Annotated in this window: 16 protein-coding genes; 8 read left to right on the top strand and 8 right to left on the bottom strand. The window is 75.1% G+C overall.

Going from position 1 to position 15909, the window contains the following annotated elements:
* Nucleotides 1–81: 81 nt before the first annotated feature.
* Nucleotides 82–552 (bottom strand): hypothetical protein, encoded by a 471-nt coding sequence (locus ACFQ8Y_RS10565; RefSeq protein WP_430585412.1) that lies wholly within the window; start codon nucleotides 550–552, stop codon nucleotides 82–84.
* Between the two features lie 49 nt (nucleotides 553–601).
* On the opposite strand from ACFQ8Y_RS10565, the gene ACFQ8Y_RS10560 reads away from it, so the two are divergent.
* Both ACFQ8Y_RS10560 and ACFQ8Y_RS10555 read left to right on the top strand, forming a co-directional pair.
* Nucleotides 602–1063 (top strand): anthrone oxygenase family protein, encoded by a 462-nt coding sequence (locus ACFQ8Y_RS10560; RefSeq protein WP_430585411.1) that lies wholly within the window; start codon nucleotides 602–604, stop codon nucleotides 1061–1063.
* Between the two features lie 106 nt (nucleotides 1064–1169).
* Nucleotides 1170–1607 carry a CoA-binding protein gene (locus ACFQ8Y_RS10555; protein ID WP_430549851.1) on the top strand — a complete coding sequence of 146 codons (438 nt, stop codon included), beginning with the start codon at nucleotides 1170–1172 and terminating at the stop codon, nucleotides 1605–1607.
* A 9-nt stretch (nucleotides 1608–1616) separates the two neighbouring features.
* Here the strand turns inward: ACFQ8Y_RS10555 and ACFQ8Y_RS10550 are convergent, their stop codons facing one another.
* From ACFQ8Y_RS10550 to ACFQ8Y_RS10540, 3 genes are read right to left on the bottom strand one after another with little or no spacing between them, the layout of a single operon-like run.
* On the bottom strand, nucleotides 1617–2492 hold the full coding sequence (locus ACFQ8Y_RS10550) for a putative F420-0 ABC transporter ATP-binding protein (RefSeq protein ID WP_430585410.1): 876 nt from the start codon (nucleotides 2490–2492) through the stop codon (nucleotides 1617–1619).
* Complete coding sequence (locus tag ACFQ8Y_RS10545; protein WP_430563305.1) at nucleotides 2489–3559, bottom strand: putative F420-0 ABC transporter permease subunit; 1071 nt, start codon at nucleotides 3557–3559, stop codon at nucleotides 2489–2491. Before ACFQ8Y_RS10545 ends, ACFQ8Y_RS10550 begins: the two co-directional genes overlap by 4 nt.
* Nucleotides 3556–4581 (bottom strand): putative F420-0 ABC transporter substrate-binding protein, encoded by a 1026-nt coding sequence (locus tag ACFQ8Y_RS10540; protein WP_430585409.1) that lies wholly within the window; start codon nucleotides 4579–4581, stop codon nucleotides 3556–3558. Before ACFQ8Y_RS10540 ends, ACFQ8Y_RS10545 begins: the two co-directional genes overlap by 4 nt.
* A 168-nt stretch (nucleotides 4582–4749) precedes the next feature.
* Between ACFQ8Y_RS10540 and ACFQ8Y_RS10535 the strand changes: the two genes are divergently transcribed.
* Complete coding sequence (locus ACFQ8Y_RS10535; protein WP_430585408.1) at nucleotides 4750–5514, top strand: tyrosine-protein phosphatase; 765 nt, start codon at nucleotides 4750–4752, stop codon at nucleotides 5512–5514.
* A 10-nt stretch (nucleotides 5515–5524) separates the two neighbouring features.
* Here the strand turns inward: ACFQ8Y_RS10535 and ACFQ8Y_RS10530 are convergent, their stop codons facing one another.
* A complete protein-coding gene (locus tag ACFQ8Y_RS10530; protein WP_430585407.1) occupies nucleotides 5525–6364 on the bottom strand; it encodes a class I SAM-dependent methyltransferase in 840 nt (279 codons plus the stop codon).
* Nucleotides 6365–6518: 154 nt separating this feature from the next.
* Between ACFQ8Y_RS10530 and ACFQ8Y_RS10525 the strand changes: the two genes are divergently transcribed.
* Genes ACFQ8Y_RS10525 through ACFQ8Y_RS10515 form a run of 3 tightly spaced genes read left to right on the top strand, consistent with a single transcriptional unit; the run spans nucleotide 6519 to nucleotide 9435 of the window.
* A complete protein-coding gene (locus tag ACFQ8Y_RS10525; RefSeq protein ID WP_430549857.1) occupies nucleotides 6519–7211 on the top strand; it encodes a winged helix-turn-helix transcriptional regulator in 693 nt (230 codons plus the stop codon).
* 45 nt (nucleotides 7212–7256) lie between these two features.
* On the top strand, nucleotides 7257–7823 hold the full coding sequence (locus ACFQ8Y_RS10520) for a hypothetical protein (RefSeq protein WP_430585406.1): 567 nt from the start codon (nucleotides 7257–7259) through the stop codon (nucleotides 7821–7823).
* Nucleotides 7824–7827: 4 nt separating this feature from the next.
* On the top strand, nucleotides 7828–9435 hold the full coding sequence (locus tag ACFQ8Y_RS10515; protein WP_430585405.1) for a molybdopterin-dependent oxidoreductase: 1608 nt from the start codon (nucleotides 7828–7830) through the stop codon (nucleotides 9433–9435).
* Nucleotides 9436–9462: 27 nt separating this feature from the next.
* Here the strand turns inward: ACFQ8Y_RS10515 and ACFQ8Y_RS10510 are convergent, their stop codons facing one another.
* Entirely contained in the window at nucleotides 9463–10104 is a 642-nt protein-coding gene (locus ACFQ8Y_RS10510) for a LysE family translocator (protein ID WP_430549860.1), read from the bottom strand.
* A gap of 31 nt (nucleotides 10105–10135) precedes the next feature.
* A complete protein-coding gene (locus ACFQ8Y_RS10505; protein WP_430585404.1) occupies nucleotides 10136–10735 on the bottom strand; it encodes a YdcF family protein in 600 nt (199 codons plus the stop codon).
* An 86-nt stretch (nucleotides 10736–10821) separates the two neighbouring features.
* On the opposite strand from ACFQ8Y_RS10505, the gene ACFQ8Y_RS10500 reads away from it, so the two are divergent.
* Nucleotides 10822–11385, top strand: coding sequence for a GNAT family N-acetyltransferase (locus ACFQ8Y_RS10500; protein WP_430585403.1), 564 nt, complete (start codon nucleotides 10822–10824; stop codon nucleotides 11383–11385).
* A 24-nt stretch (nucleotides 11386–11409) separates the two neighbouring features.
* On the opposite strand, the gene ACFQ8Y_RS10495 is transcribed toward ACFQ8Y_RS10500, so the two are convergent.
* Nucleotides 11410–12156 carry a phosphotransferase family protein gene (locus ACFQ8Y_RS10495; protein ID WP_430585402.1) on the bottom strand — a complete coding sequence of 249 codons (747 nt, stop codon included), beginning with the start codon at nucleotides 12154–12156 and terminating at the stop codon, nucleotides 11410–11412.
* A 361-nt stretch (nucleotides 12157–12517) separates the two neighbouring features.
* On the opposite strand from ACFQ8Y_RS10495, the gene ileS reads away from it, so the two are divergent.
* A complete protein-coding gene (gene ileS / locus ACFQ8Y_RS10490; RefSeq protein ID WP_430585401.1) occupies nucleotides 12518–15907 on the top strand; it encodes an isoleucine--tRNA ligase in 3390 nt (1129 codons plus the stop codon).
* Nucleotides 15908–15909: the final 2 nt, after the last annotated feature.

Genomic DNA, 15909 nt, shown 5'->3' with positions numbered 1-15909 from the left:
CTCGGGGCGCGCGCGGACGGACCGTCGGCCGCCGGCCTCGTGTCCATGGAGGTGCCCCGCGCCGCCGACGCCGTCGGGTCCTCAGCCCTGCCCTGGCTCGTCGACCGGCCAGCGGTGCAGCCGCCCGACGAGGAACGACTCGATGCCGATCAGCCCCGACGCCGCGCCGACGAACCCGCCGAGCATCCCGCGGGCGGCGTCGGCGTCCACGACGCGGAGCTGGTCCGCGCGGTAGTCGACCCCCTTGCGGGTGAGCCGGTACGAGCCCGCGGCGCGCACGTTGCGGCACCAGTCCACGTCCGGGCCCCAGGGCAGCGGTGTCAGCACGAGGATGTCGCGGTACTCCCCGATCTCGACCGGGTCGCCGGGCCGAGCGACCCGCGTGTCGATCGGCGCCCGGGCGGCGAACGCCACCACGGGGGTCTGGTACTCGCGGCCGCTCTTGCGGCCCGTGTGGTGCAGCGTGACCCACGGCGGCACGCGCGAGCTCACCTTGAGGGCGTACGGGTTGAAGCGCTTGGTGGCCTTGGAGACGGCCGGAGGCACGGGCATGCGGTCCATCCTGCTGCGGCCGGGGCCGTCCCGCTGGTTGGATGGGCCCATGGACCCCTGGGGCGTGCTCCTCGTGCTGACCGTGCTGACCACCGGTCTGGCGGGCGGGGTGTTCGCGGCGTTCTCGACCTTCGTCATGCCGGGGCTGCGCAGGCTCGACCCCGCGGCGGCGGCCGCCGCGATCGCGGCGATCAACGAGGACGCCGTCCGGCCACCGTTCATGACCCTGTTCGGCGCGGCCGTGGTCGTGCCCGCGGGCTCGGCGGTGGTCGGTCTCGTCGGCGGGTATGACGGCGCGTGGCTGGTCGTGGCGAGCGCCGTGCTGGTGGTCGTGGGCATGCTCGGGGTGACGGCGGTGGGCAACGTGCCGCTGAACAACCACGTCATGGCGCACCGGGACGCCGCCGGGTGGGCCGCGTTCGACCGGCCCTGGAGCCGGCTCAACCACGTGCGGACCGTCGCCTGCGCCGCGTCGTGCGCGCTCGCGGGCGTGGCGCTGGCGGTCGCATGACGGCTCGGACGAGGGCTCGGACGGAACGGACGACGAGGGGGCACGCATGAGGATCAGGGACCCGCGCGACTGGAACAGGCCGATCGAGGTGCCGGTTGCACGAGGCATGAGCAGCTCAGAGGTCAGCGAGACCACCACCGACGTCGACGCGACCATCGACCGCGTCCTCGACGAGACCACCACCTGGGCCGTCGTCGGGCTGTCCACGAACACGGAGCGCGCCGCGTACGGCGTCGCGGGGGTGCTGCAGCGCGCGGGCAAGCGGATCGTGCCGGTGCACCCGCGCGCCGAGACCGTGCACGGCGAGCAGGGCTACGCGAGCCTGGCGGACATCCCGTTCCCGGTCGACGTCGTGGACGTCTTCGTCCGCTCCGAGCTGGCCGGGGCCGTCGCCGACGAGGCGATCGCGATCGGCGCCAAGGCGGTGTGGTTCCAGCTCGACGTCGTCGACGAGGCCGCCGCGGCCCGCGTCCGCGCCGCCGGACTCGACATGGTGATGGACCGTTGCCCGGCCATCGAGCTGGGGCGGCGTCCGCGGGCCTGATGCAGCGGATCAGTCGGCCGGCTCGAACGTCAGCACCGGGCGACCGGTGCGCGGGTGGGTGAGCACCTCGGTGCGCACGCCGTAGACGGGGTCGAGGACGTCGGGCACGAGGACGTCGCGCACGTCGCCGGCGACGACGACGCGGCCTCCGGACAGCAGCACCACGTGGTCGCAGTGCTGGGCGGCGAGCTGGAGGTCGTGCAGGGCGGCGAGCACGGTGACGCCCCGGTCGGCGAGGTCGCGCAGGATGCGCAGCGCGTCGAGCTGGGCGGCGATGTCGAGGTGGTTGGTCGGCTCGTCCAGCAGGACGAGCGCGGGCTCCTGCGCCAGGGCGCGCGCCATGTGCACGCGCTGGCGCTCGCCGCCGGAGAGGGTCGTGACCTCGCGGTCGGCAAGGTGCGCCGCCCCGACGTCGTCGAGGGCGCGCCGGGCGGCGGCGCGGTCGTCCGCGGAGTCGCCGGCCAGCAGGGAGCGGTGGGGGATGCGGCCGAGCAGGACGGCGTCGAGCACCGTCACCGGCAGGTCGGTGGACGCCTCCTGCTCGACGAACGCGAGCGTCCGTGCGCGACGACGCCGCGGCAGGGCGAGGAGGTCGGCGCCACCGAAGACGACGCGTGCGCCGCCCGAGGGCCCGTCGTCCGTCGGCGCCTGCACCCCGGCGAGCACGCGCAGCAGCGTGGACTTGCCCGAGCCGTTCGGGCCGAGCAGCCCGGTCACCGCGCCCACGGGTGCGGTGACGTCCACGCCGTCGAGGATCAGGCGGCCGCTCGTCGACCACGAGACCCGGTCGGCGTCCAGGCCGTCGGCGGCCGGAGCCGCGGCGTCCCGGGCGGGGGCGCCGGTGCGGGTCTCGGTGCGAGCCTGGGAGCGGGTCTCGGTGGTCATGCGATCCTCCGGCCGCGCCACAGCAGCAGGGCGAACACGGGCGCGCCGATCGCGGCGGTCACGATGCCCACGGGCACCTCGCGGGGGGCGAAGACCGTGCGGGCGAGCGTGTCGGCCCAGACGAGGAACGACGCACCGCACAGCGCGGACAGCGGCAGGAGCAGCCGGTGCCGCGCACCGGTGAGCAGCCGTACGGCGTGCGGCAGGATCAGGCCGACGAACCCGATCGACCCGCTCTGGGACACCAGGGCGCCCGTGAGCAGCGCGACGCCCACCAGCAGCAGCCACCGCACCCGTGCGACGGGCACGCCGAGCGTGGCGGCCGCGGTGTCGCCGAAGGTGAACGCGTCGAGGATCGAGCCGGTCGAGGCGAGCAGGGTGCCCAGCACCAGCACGGCCACGCCGGTGATCGCGACCGAGGTCCAGGTCGCGCCCGCGACCGACCCCATGAGCCACGACAGGATCTCGCGGTACGAGTCGCCGGTGGCGGACCAGAAGATGACGAAGCTCGTCGCGGCCGCGGCGAGCTGACTCACCGCCAGCCCGGCCAGCACGGTGCGGGTCGGCGTGATCGTGCCGATCGCGCCGGCCAGCCCGAGGGCGGCGGCGAGCGCCGCGACCGCGCCGCCGAACGCGGCGACCGGCAGCAGCACCGTCAGCCCGGCGACCAGCACGAGCACCGCTCCCAGCGACGCCCCGGACGACAGCCCCAGCAGGTAGGGGTCCGCGAGCGGGTTGCGCGTGAGGGACTGCATGACGACGCCGCACACCGCGAGACCCGCCCCCACCGCCGCGGCGGTGAGCACGCGGGGCAGCCGCAGCTCCCAGACCATGCCGTCCGGCAGCGCGTCGAGCGGCTCGAGGCCCAGCGCGCCGCCGAGGCCGACGTGCGTCGCGATCGAACGCCACACGTCCGCGACGGACAGGTCGGCCGGGCCGACCGTCACGGTCACGAGGACGGTCGCGACGAGCACGACCACCGACGCGGGCAGCCACCAGGCCGCGCCCCGCCGCGCCGTCGACGACGTCGACGGCGGGGTGCGGACCGGCTCGGCGACGGTGGTCACAGGTCGAGGCCCGCCAGCTGGTCGGCGAGGTCGACGACGGCGTCGACGTTGCGCACGCCGGCCTCGGACGCGGGGAACGGCACGATGAGGTAGCGCCCCTCGCGCACGGCCGTCATCCGGGCGGTGGCGGGGTTCGACTCGAGCCGCTCGATCTTCTGCTCCGCGCTGTTCCACGTCGCGTCGACGAGCACGACGACGTCCGGGTCCGCCTCGATCGCCTGCTCCCAGGAGAACGACGTCCAGGTGTCGTCCACGTCGCCCGCGACGTTCTCCAGGCCGACGGCGTCCATGATCATCTGCGGCGCGCCGATGCCCGCCCCGACGTAGGGGATGTCGTCGCCCGAGGAGTACCAGAGCGCGGTGAGGCCGCGGTCGTCGGGGGCGACGGACGCGAGCGCGTCCTGCTGCGTCGCGACGAGGTCGTCGGCGGCGTCGGAGGCGTCGAAGACCTCGCCCACCTCGTCGATCTCGGCGAAGACGTCGTCGAAGGTCAGCGGGTCAGGCATGTACTCCGGCGCCTTGCAGGCGGCGGGGGAGACGTAGGTCGCCACGCCGAGCTTCGCCAGCGTGGCACGGTCGCCCGCGCCGTCGGCGGTGAGGTTGGACTCCCAGCCGGCGTAGACGAGGTCGGGCTCCAGGCCGAGCACGGCCTCCGTGCCGGGCACCTGCTCCGCCATCGGCTCGGCGACGGCGGGCACGTCGGCGGCGGCGTCGGCCAGCGAGTCCGGCACGGGGCCGTCGAGGAACGCCGACCCGACGATGCGGTCGCCGAGCCCGAGGGCGAGCAGCATCTCCGTGGTGCTCGACTTGATCGTCACCACGCGCTGCGGTGCGCCGTCGACCGTCGTCTCGACACCGCAGTTGTCGAGCGTCAGCGGGTAGGTGGTCCCCCCGGCGGACCCGTCCGTCGGGGCGGCCGAGGGCGCGGCGTCGGCAGGGTCCTGGCCGCAGCCGGTGAGGGCGGCGAGGGACAGGGCGAGCAGGGCAACGCCGGGCACGGCGGTACGGGGGAGTCGGGGCACGCGGAAGCTCCAGGGGTCGTCGTCGGTGGTGTCGTCCGACGGCGCGCCATCTCGCGCCGGTGGAACCGCGGCCCACAGCCCGGGTCGCGCCGACGGGCCAGAGTCGTGCCCGTGATCCGGCGTCGAGCCTAGTACGCCCCGCCGACGACGTGTGGTTGCCTGACGCCCGTGAGCATCCCGACCGACACCTCGCCCGCGGGGGCGGCCCCCGCCTCGACCGGCCCCGACGCCCGCGCGGTGCACTGGGGCGCGCTGCCGAACGCCCGCGACCTGGGCGGGCTGCCCACCGCCGACGGCGGGCGCACCCGGACCGGGAGCCTCTACCGGACGTCGCGGCTCGACGACGCCGGCCCCGAGGGTCTCGCGGCGATGGCCGCCGCGGGCGTGCGCACCGTCGTCGACCTGCGCAACGCGGCCGAGATCGAGCCGCTGGAGCTGCCGCCGACCGTGACGCGGCACCACCGCCCCGTCGAGGACCCGGACGACGAGGAGTTCATGCGCGCCTGGGCGCCGCACCTCGACACCCCGCGCTACTACGCGACCGTGCTCGAGCGCTGGCCCGGGCTCGTCACCGACGTGTTCCGCACGATCGCCGACGCGCCCGACGGCGCCGTCGTCTACCACTGTGCAGGCGGGCGCGACCGGACCGGCATGGTCACCGCCCTGCTGCTGACCCTCGTCGGCGTCCCCCGCCCGGTCGTCGTCGACGACTACCTGCGGGCCGTGCGCGCGAACAACGACCGGGCCGTCACCGAGCCGGGATGGAGCGAGCCGCACCGCGCGCCCGACGCGCTGGCGGCCTGGTGCGACGCCGTCGCCGCGGCGCTCGGGGACTTCCTCGACGGCGTGGACCCGGCGGACTACCTGCGCGCGCACGGCGTGACGGACCCGGAGCTCGACCGGGTCCGTCACCGCCTCATCGCCGCGGGGTGAGGGCGCGGGCTCACGCCCGGGTCGCGCGCACCAGCAGGTAGTCCCAGACCATCGTGCCGTCGTCCCGCAGGTGCCGGTCGCCGAGCGCGGCCAGCGCGTCGTCGAGCTCGGCCGCCCGGGCGTCGTCGTCCCCGAGGTGCCGGTACGTCGCGATGGTCGGCCCGTAGGTGGCCTTGAAGAAGTCGCGGAACGCGGCGCCGTCGGAGAAGCGGTCGACGACGAGCCCGTGCACCTCGGCCCGGACGTCGGTGACGCGGTCGCCGAAGAGCGCGAGCACGTGCTCCTCGGTGCCCCACAGCGGCGGCGGGAGGGCCCCGGGCGGCGGCGGGGGCGCGTAGGGCTTGAGGGTCGCGAACATCTGGCCGATGAACCCGTCCGGCGTCCACGCGACGTTCCCGATCGTGCCGCCGGGGCGGGTCACCCGTGCGAGCTCGGTGGCCGCGAGCTGGTGGAACGGCGCGAACATCACGCCCACGCACGACAGGGTGACGTCGAACGCGCCGTCGTCGAACGGGAGCGCGTGCGCGTCGGCCGGCTCCCAGCGCAGGGTGGCGCCCGTGGCCTCGGCGCGTCGTCGGCCCGCCTCGAGGAGCTCGGGGGACAGGTCGGAGGCGACGACGTCGGCCCCCGCCAGCGCGGCCGGGATCGACGCGTTGCCCGAGCCGGCGCCGACGTCGAGCACCCGGTCGCCCGGGCCGACGTCGCACGCCTCCACGACGACGGCCCCCAACGAGGGGATGACCTGGTCCGCGACGGCTGGATAGTCGCCCGACTCCCAGACGGCGCGGTGCTTGGTGCGGACCGTCTCGAGCAGCTCGGCGGGGACGGTCCGGGGATCGGTGACGCTCATGAGGGGCTCCTTCGCTCCACGGTGACCGGCACGGGACCGTGCCGACCCCTTCACGGTGCGCCCGGCGCCGGCCGCGATCCAGTGCCGGATCTGGACCGGGCGAAGTCCTGGATCTGTACTGGCCCGCCGCGCGTCGCGGGCGTTCACTGGGGGGATGGCGGGCTACGGGCAGTTCTGCCCCGTCGCCAAGGCGATGGAGGTGCTCGACGAGCGGTGGACGCTGCTCGTCGTGCGCGAGCTGCTGCTCGGCAGCTCGCGGTTCAACGAGCTGCGGCGCGGCAACCCGAAGATGTCGCCCACGCTGCTGTCGAAGCGGCTGCGGACCCTGGAACGTGCGGGCGTCGTGCGACGCGCCGGTGACGAGGGCCACGTCCGCTACGTGCTCACGCCCGCCGGCGAGGAGCTGCGGCCGGTGGTCGAGGCGCTCGGCGCCTGGGGCACGCGGTGGGTCGGCGGGCTCGGTGAGGAGGACCTCGACCCGCACCTGCTGCTGTGGGACATGCGCCGCACGATCGACGTCGCCGCCTGGCCCCGGGAGCGGACCGTCCTCGGGATCGTGCTCACCGACGTGGCCCCCCGGGTGTCCCGGTGGTGGATCGTCGTGCGCGACGGGCAGGTCGAGGTGTGCGACTACGACCCCGGCTACGACGCGGCGGTGGTCGTGACGACGCCGCTGCGGGCCCTCACCCGCCTGTGGCGGGGTGACGTGACCTGGGCGAACGCGCTGCGCTCGCGCGAGGTGGACCTCGTGGGCCCCGAGGTGGCACGGCGCCAGGTGCCCCGCTGGCTGGGGCAGTCGGTCTTCGCGCACGTGCCCCGGCCGGACCCGGCGGTCGCCGGGGCGTGACGCGCCGGGCGTGGCGTCGACCGTGGTGGCGTTACGGTCGACGCCATGACGAGTCCCCGGGTCCAGGACGTGATCTCGTGGCGACGCCCGCGCCGGCAGCGGCGCGGGGTGCGCGAGAGCGCGGGCGCGGCGTCGGGCCTCGTGCGCGCCGCCGTGGACCTCGCGCTGTCGATCGCGAACGGGAACGCGCCGACGGGCGACGTGGCGAGCCTCGGGGACGAGCCGCCGCGGGTGCCGCGCGACCCCGCCGAGCCCGTCGCCGAGCTGCCCTGCGCCGTCGTCGGCGGCACCGCGGACGGGCTCGCCGAGGTCGACGGCGAGCGCCCGACCCTGTGGACCTCGCGCCGGCGGACCTGGGCCGCGCTGCCGGCGACGTCCGGTGCGGCGCCCGCCGACGTCGAGCTGGACCGCACGACGCTGACGCTCCGGTCGCTGACGCTCGCGCCGGCGGAGCAGGGACCGTGGACGCTGGACGCACTCTGCTCCGCGCGCGTCACGGGTCCGGGGACGGAGCTGGACCTCGAGGGGTCGTGGCTCGCCCTCGCGTGGCTCGGGCACCTCGCCGGCTGGCCGGACCCCGGTGCCCCCGCCAGCCCCGTGGTGGGACGCTGAGGTCATGAGCAGCTCACCGGGAGACGCCGGGGGCTGGGACGCCGAGTCGTGGGTCCCGCCCGAGCCGAAGCGGCGCGACGGCTGGTGGGCGGCGCTCGCGGGCGTGGTCGCGACGGCGGCGGGCCTGGCGGTCGCGGAGCTGGTCGCGGCGTTCGTCGACCCGTCGTCGAGCCCGGTCGTGGCGGTCGGCGGGGCGGTGGTGGACGGCGTCCCCGGCTGGCTGAAGGACCTGGCGGTGTCGTGGTTCGGCACGGCCGACAAGGCCGTGCTGCTCGCGACGATGGGCGCCGTCTCCCTCGCCGGGGCGGCGCTCGTGGGGTTCCTGGAGCGGCGTCGTCCGCCGTGGGGCGCCGTCCTGCTGGGCGCCGTGGGCGCGGTGGCGGCCGTCGTGGCCGCCGGACGTCCGGGGGCGAACATCGCCTGGGCGCTGCCGAGCCTGCTCGGGGTGGTGGCCGCGATCGCCCTGCTCAGCGCCCTGCTGCGGCGGGTCGAGACGTGGTTCGCCGAGGACGAGCGGCCCGGGGCCGACTGGCGGTCCGCGATCGACCGGCGCCGCTTCCTGCAGTGGACCGGCGTCACGGCGGCGGGCGCCGTGGTCGTGCTCGGCGTCTCGCGCGTGGTCTCCGCCGGCGGTCGCGCGGTGACGGCCGCGCGGGAGGCGATCCGGCTGCCCCGGCCCGCGACGTCGGCGCCGCCGGTGCCCGCGGGCGCCGACCTCGGCGTCGAGGGTGCCGCCCCGTACGTCACGCCGAACCCGGAGTTCTACCGCATCGACACGGCCCTGGTCGTGCCGCAGGTGGACCCCGACGACTGGTCGCTCACCGTGACCGGCCTCGTGGACGAGCCGTTCACGATCACGTGGGACGACCTGCTCGCGCTGCCGCTCGAGGAGCACCACGTCACGCTGGCGTGCGTCTCCAACGAGGTGGGCGGGAGCCTCATCGGCAACGCGCTGTGGCTCGGCCACCCCGTGCGGGAGCTGCTGGCCCGGGCGAAGCCGCAGGCCGGCGCGGACATGGTGCTCTCGCGCAGCACCGACGGCTTCACGGCGGGCACGCCGCTGGAGGTGCTGCAGGAGCCCGACCGCGCCTGCCTCGTGGCGGTCGGCATGAACGGCGAGCCCCTGCCCACCGAGCACGGCTTCCCCGCGCGCCTCGTGGTGCCCGGCCTGTACGGGTACGTGTCGGCCACCAAGTGGGTCACCGAGCTCAAGGTCACCCGGTTCGCCGACGAGCAGGGCTACTGGACGCCGCGCGGCTGGTCCGCGCTGGGTCCGATCAAGCTGTCGTCGCGCATCGACGTCCCGCGCCCGGGCGACGACCTGCCCGCCGGCACCGTGACGCTCGCGGGCGTCGCCTGGGCCCAGCACACCGGGATCTCCGGCGTCGAGGTGCGGGTGGACGACGGCGACTGGGTCGCGGCCGAGCTCGCCGAGACCGTCGGCCCGGACACGTGGCGCCAGTGGCGCCTGGACTGGGACGCGCCCCCCGGCGACCACCTGGTGGCGGTGCGCGCGACGGACGCGGACGGCACCGTCCAGGTCGAGGCGGAGGCACCGCCCGCGCCGGACGGCGCCACCGGCTGGCACACGATCGAGCTGACGATCACCTGATCGGGCGCGGACCGGCCCGGGGCGGCGTCAGACGCGCGCGGTGGCCGCCAGGCGGGCGCCGAACAGGACCAGCACCCCGCCGGTGACGCGGTCCACCCAGCGCACGGCGCCCGACCGGCGCAGCCGGGGCCCGAACCAGCCCGCCCCGAGGACGACGAGCGACAGCCAGACGGTCCCGAGCACGCAGTGCACCAGGGCGAGCAGCAGGCCCATGAGCAGCGGGTTGACGCCGTCGGGCACGAACTGGGGGATCGCGGCGACGTAGAAGACGCCGACCTTCGGGTTCATGAGGTTGGTGCTGAGCCCCAGCCCGAAGTCGCGCCAGCGGCCGCCGGTCGGCAGCGGCACGTCGACCTCGCCGGCGGCGTCGCGGGGGGACCGGAAGGATCGCCAGAGCATCGACGCCCCCATCCAGACCATGTACGCCGCGCCCGCCAGGGTGAGCACGCGGTACGCCGTCTGGCTGGCGGCGAGCAGCGCCGCCGCGCCGCCCGCGGCGGCGGCGCCCCACACGAGGGTGCCGACCTGGATGCCGCCGAGCGCCGCGAACCCGTGCGAGCGCGAGCGGGTCACGGTGCTGCGCAGCACGAGCGCGGTGTCGAGTCCGGGGACGAGGGTGAGGAGGCCCGCGACGAGCGCGAAGGCGAGCAGCGCCTGGGTGACGGTCACGGCGTCACGATACGAGCCGTGCGGCGCGGTGTCACCGCCCGCGCAGGTCGCGCCGGACGCCCCGCAGCGTCCACAGGCCGTAGGCGGCGAGGGCCGGCTTGAGCGGCAGCCACTCGCCCCAGCGGTGGTCGGCCGCGCGGGTCAGCCGGCCCACGAGGTCCGGTCGCTGACGGGCCACGTAGACCCGGGCCTTGAGCGCGTGCGCCGGCTGCGAGACGAACGTGATCCGGTCGGCGTCCTCGACCAGCGGGAGGACGCGCGCGACGTTCTCCCAGGTGGTCCGGCTCTCCTCCTCCAGCACCAGAGGCCCGTCGTAGCCCAGGACGCCGACGGCGTGGTCGGCCAGCACCCTCGCCTCGGAGCGGCGGGACGTCGTCGTGCCCCCGCTGAGCACGAGCCGCGCGCGTGCCGCCGGGTCGATCGACCGCAGCCCCGCGCGCACCCGCCAGCGGTTGACGACGTTCGCCGCCGGGCCGGGATTGCGGAACCCCAGGACGACGACGGCCTGCGTCGGCCCCGCGGCGTCGGCCACGAGGGTGCGCGACCAGCGCCGGTTCAGCCACTCGCTCCAGGCCAGCACGGCGGCGAGCCCGGAGACCCCGGCGAGGGCGACGATCGGTCCGCGGCGCATGCGAGGGACTGTAGACCGCGGCGTCCGCCGCGGCGGGACCGGGAATACCGGAGACGACGACGGCGGGCCGATGCCACCATCGGCCCATGCTGATCCGCCGCGAGCTCCCGACCGACGCCGCCGCCGTCCGCGCCGTCACCGCCGCCGCCTTCGCGGGCGCGCCGTACTCGGCGCCGCCCGTGGAGCCGGACGGCGCACCCGGCGAGGCGACGCTCGTCGCCCTCCTGCGCGCGGACGAGTGCTGGATCCCCGAGCTCGCGTTCGTCGCCGGCGCGGGGGACGACGTCGTCGGGCACGTCGTGTGCACGCGGGCGCGCGTGGGCGACGACCCTGCCCTCGTGCTCGGCCCGCTGAGCGTGCACCCGGACCACCAGGCCCGCGGCGTCGGCTCCGCGCTGGTGCACACGGTGCTGGGCGCCGCCGACGCGCTGGGGGAGCCGCTCGTCGTGCTCGTCGGCGACCCGGCGTACTACTCCCGCTTCGGGTTCGTGCCCGCCCCGGAGCTGGGCGTCGAGCCGGACGACCCCGCGCTGGCGAGGTTCTTCCAGGCGCGGCCGCTCGCGGCGTACGAGCCGTCGCTGCGCGGGCGCTTCGCGGCCCCGGCGCCGTTCGCCGCGCTCGAGGCGATGGCGGCGGACGCCCGCGCGTGAGGTGGCGGGCTCGCAGGCCCGTGCCTAGGTCTCCCGCATCCGGGCTCTGAGCACGTCGAGCTCGGCTCCCGGCGCGTCCGGGTCGAAGCCGTGCTCGATCAGCCAGCGCGACGCCGTCAGGCTCCGCAGCGACCACCAGGCGCGGATCACGGCCCGGTCCGCGCCGGGGCCGTAGCCGGCCAGCACGTCGTCCAGGCGCTCCTCGTGCCCGAGCGTCAGGATGGCGAGGTCGAACATCGCGTCGCCGGGCGCGGCCTCGGACCAGTCGATGATGCCGGTGAGCTCGTCGCCGTCGACGAACACGTGGGTGAGCTGGAGGTCGCCGTGGACGAACACCGGGGACCAGGGCCGCAGGGCGGCCTCGGCGATCTCGCGGTTGCGGCGGATCACCTCGGGGGGCAGGACGGCGTGGTCGAGCAGCCAGGCGCATTCGGCGTCGAGCTCGGCCCTGATGTCGTCGAGCGGGCGTCCCGGCCACGGCGGCAGCGGCGCGTCGTGCAGCGTCCGGGCGGCGGCGCCGGCCGCGGCCCAGGCCGCCGACGACGCCGGTGACGGTTCGCCGAGGACGCCGAGCGCCTGTCCGGGCACGGCGGCGACGGCGAGCACGGGCGGCTCGCACCAGAGGATCGCCGGGGTCGGGACCGGAGCCAGGGCCATCGCCCGCGCCTCTCGCTCGGCGTGCCCCGGGTCGCCGTCGACCTTCAGGAACATGCCGCCCACGCGCAGCGTCGCGCGCTGGCTGTGGGCCACGACGACCTCGACCTCGTCCATACCCGCCATCCTGGCGAGAACGTCCGCGATGCCGCCCGGGTTTTTCCTCCTGCTGCCGAAGCCGCCCCTCGACGACCGCACTTGCGCGGCTGGCTACCATGGACGCACAGGCGTCGACCCGGCCATCACCGGTGAGCCTCCGGAAGAACCGAGCGCACCCGCGCTCTCAGTAGAACCGGACGGGTAGGCCCGTCACAGCCGTGAACGAGCGGCGGAGGTCAGCGCGAGCGGCGTCCGCAAGCGAGGTGGTACCGCGGGACCCGCGCCCTTCGGGGCGGGGGCGTCGTCCTTGCACAGCACCAGCCCAGCAGCACCGACGTCGTACCACCGACCGCCAGCTCGTCCGCACAGGAGCCCACCCATGGCCTATCCGCAGCACCGCTCGTCCGACCAGCCCCAGCAGGGCGCCGCCTTCGGCATCGCCGGGGTCCCCGCGTCCCCGGACCTGCCGGCGATCGAGCGCGAGGTCCTGGACTTCTGGGCCGCCGACGACACGTTCCGCGCGTCCGTCGCGAAGAACCCGGCGGGGGAGAACGGCAGCAACGAGTTCGTGTTCTACGACGGCCCGCCGTTCGCCAACGGCCTGCCGCACTACGGCCACCTGCTCACCGGCTACGCGAAGGACGTCGTCCCGCGCTACCAGACGATGCGCGGCAAGCACGTGGAGCGCCGGTTCGGCTGGGACACGCACGGCCTGCCCGCCGAGCTCGAGGCGATGAGCCAGCTCGGCATCAAGACCAAGGACGAGATCCTCGAGCTCGGCATCGAGAAGTTCAACGCCGCCTGTCGCTCGTCGGTGCTGAAGTACACGTCCGAGTGGCGCGACTACGTCACCCGCCAGGCGCGCTGGGTCGACTTCGACCACGACTACAAGACGCTCAACGTCACCTACATGGAGTCGGTGCTCTGGGGCTTCAAGAAGCTCTACGACGCGGGCCTCGTGTACGAGGGCTACCGCGTGCTGCCGTACTGCTGGAACGACCAGACGCCGCTGAGCAACCACGAGCTGCGCATGGACGACGACGTCTACCAGACCCGGCAGGACCCGGCCGTGACCGTCGGCTTCGACGTCACCACCGTGCCCGCGGGCCAGGACGTCGTGCGCCCCGGCGACAAGCTCCTCATCTGGACCACGACGCCGTGGACGCTCCCGTCCAACCTGCTCGTCATGGTCGGCGAGGACATCGAGTACGTCGTCGTGGAGTCGTCGTTCACGGGCGCGCCGCAGCGCTACGTGCTCGCCGCGGCGCGCGTGGACGCGTACGCCCGCGAGCTCACCGACCCGGACGAGGACGCGCCGCGCGTCGTCGGGCGCCTCACCGGCCGCGACCTGCTCCAGACCTCCTACACCCCGCCGTTCTCGTACTACGAGGGGCGCGAGCGCGCGCACCGGGTGGTGGAGGCCGACTTCGTCACGACGACGGACGGCACCGGCCTGGTGCACAGCGCCGGCGCGTTCGGCGAGGACGACAAGGTCGTGTGCGACCGCGAGGGCGTCGCGTCCGTCATGCCGGTGGGCGCGGACGGCAAGTTCATCCACCCCGTGGACGAGTACGCCGGGCTGCAGGTCTTCGACGCGAACCTGCCGATCATCGACCACCTCAAGGCCCGCACCCGCGGTGAGGCCGACGCCGGGTCGGTCACCGCCGGCACGGTGCTGCTGCGCCGCGAGTCGTACGCGCACTCCTACCCGCACTGCTGGCGCTGCCGGCAGCCGCTGATCTACATGGGCGTGTCCTCGTGGTTCGTCGAGGTGACGAAGTTCAAGGACCGCATGGTCGAGCTCAACCAGGAGATCGCCTGGACCCCCGAGCACATCAAGGACGGCCAGTTCGGCAAGTGGCTCGCGAACGCCCGCGACTGGTCGCTGAGCCGCAACCGGTTCTGGGGATCCCCGGTGCCGGTGTGGAAGAGCGACGACCCGGCGCACCCGCGCATCGACGTCTACGGTTCGCTGGCGGAGATCGAGCGCGACTTCGGCCGCCTGCCGCTGGGCCCTGACGGAGAGCCGGACCTGCACCGCCCGTTCGTCGACGAGCTCACCCGCCCGAACCCCGACGACCCGACCGGGAAGTCCACGATGCGCCGCGTCGAGGACGTCATGGACGTGTGGATGGACTCCGGCTCCATGCCGTACGCCCAGGTGCACTACCCGTTCGAGAACGCCGACTGGTTCGAGCACCACTACCCGGGCGACTTCATCGTCGAGTACATCGGCCAGACGCGCGGCTGGTTCTACCTGCTGCACGTGCTCGCCACCGCGCTGTTCGACCGGCCCGCGTTCCGCACCGCCGTCTCGCACGGCATCGTGCTCGGGTCCGACGGCCGCAAGATGAGCAAGTCCCTGCGCAACTACCCGGACGTCTCCGAGGTGTTCGACCGCGACGGCTCCGACGCGATGCGCTGGTTCCTCATGGCCAGCCCGATCCTGCGCGGCGGCAACCTCGTCGTCACGGAGGAGGGCATCCGCGACTCCGTGCGCCAGGTGCTGCTGCCGCTCTGGAGCACCTACTACTTCTTCACCCTGTACGCGAACAGCGCGACCGGCTCCGAGGGGGGCGGCGCGGGCTACACGGCGCAGCCCGTCACGGCCGAGCGCGTCCCCGGCCTGCCCGCCCTCGACCGCTACCTGCTGGCCCGCACCCACGACCTGGTCGCGAAGGTCACCGCACAGCTCGACGCCTACGACATCGGGGGCGCCTGCGAGTCGGTGCGCGAGCACCTCGACGTCCTGACCAACTGGTACGTGCGCACCCAGCGCGACCGGTTCTGGGCCGAGGACGCCGACGCGTTCGACACGCTGTACACGGCGCTCGAGACGCTGACGCGCGTCATGGCGCCGCTGGCGCCGCTGCTCACCGAGGAGGTCTGGCGCGGCCTCACCGGCGGCCGGTCCGTGCACCTCACGGACTGGCCGGCGACTGCGCAGGACGTCGGCGAGCGGTTCGAGGGCGCCGACGACGTCCACGCCGTCGCGGTCCACCAGGTCCCCGAGGCCGCGCTCGTGCGCGACGACGAGCTCGTCGCGGCGATGGACGAGGTGCGCGCGGTCGTGTCCAGCGCGCTCGCGCTGCGCAAGGCGCACCAGCTGCGCGTGCGCCAGCCGCTGGCCCGCCTCACGGTGGCCGTGCCGGACCCGGCGGCGCTCGCGGACTACGTCGGCCTGCTGACGTCGGAGCTCAACGTCAAGGCGGTCGACCTCGTCGAGGCGGACGCCGACGCGTCCGAGCGGTTCGGCATCACCGAGCGACTGGCCGTCAACGCCCGGGCCGCCGGCCCGCGTCTGGGCCGCGGCGTCCAGTCCGTCATCAAGGCGGCGAAGGCGGGCGCGTGGCGCCGTGACGACGACGGCACCGTCGTCGTCACGACCGACGCCGGCGACGAGCCCCTCCTCGAGGCGGAGTACGAGCTCACCACCGTCGTGGGCGACGCGGCCGGCGAGCACGTCGCGGCGTCCGTGCTGCCGGGCGGCGGGTTCGTCGTCCTGGACCTCGCGCTCGACGACGCGCTGCGCGCCGAGGGCTACGCCCGCGACGTCATCCGCGACGTGCAGGACGCCCGCAAGGCCGCGGGCCTGGAGGTGAGCGACCGCATCGCCCTGGAGCTCGACGTGCCCGCCGAGCACGTCGCCGCGGTGGAGACCTACCGGGAGCTCATCGCCCGCGAGACCCTCGCCCTCGATCTCGCCGTGGCGGCGGGCGACGGCGAGCGCGCCGTGCGCGTGAGCAAGCGGGAGACGCCGGCCGGCTGACC

This window comes from Isoptericola sp. NPDC056605 (assembly GCF_042792795.1).
In the GTDB taxonomy this organism is placed as follows: domain Bacteria; phylum Actinomycetota; class Actinomycetes; order Actinomycetales; family Cellulomonadaceae; genus Isoptericola.
This window is presented reverse-complemented; position numbering and strand designations above follow the sequence as displayed.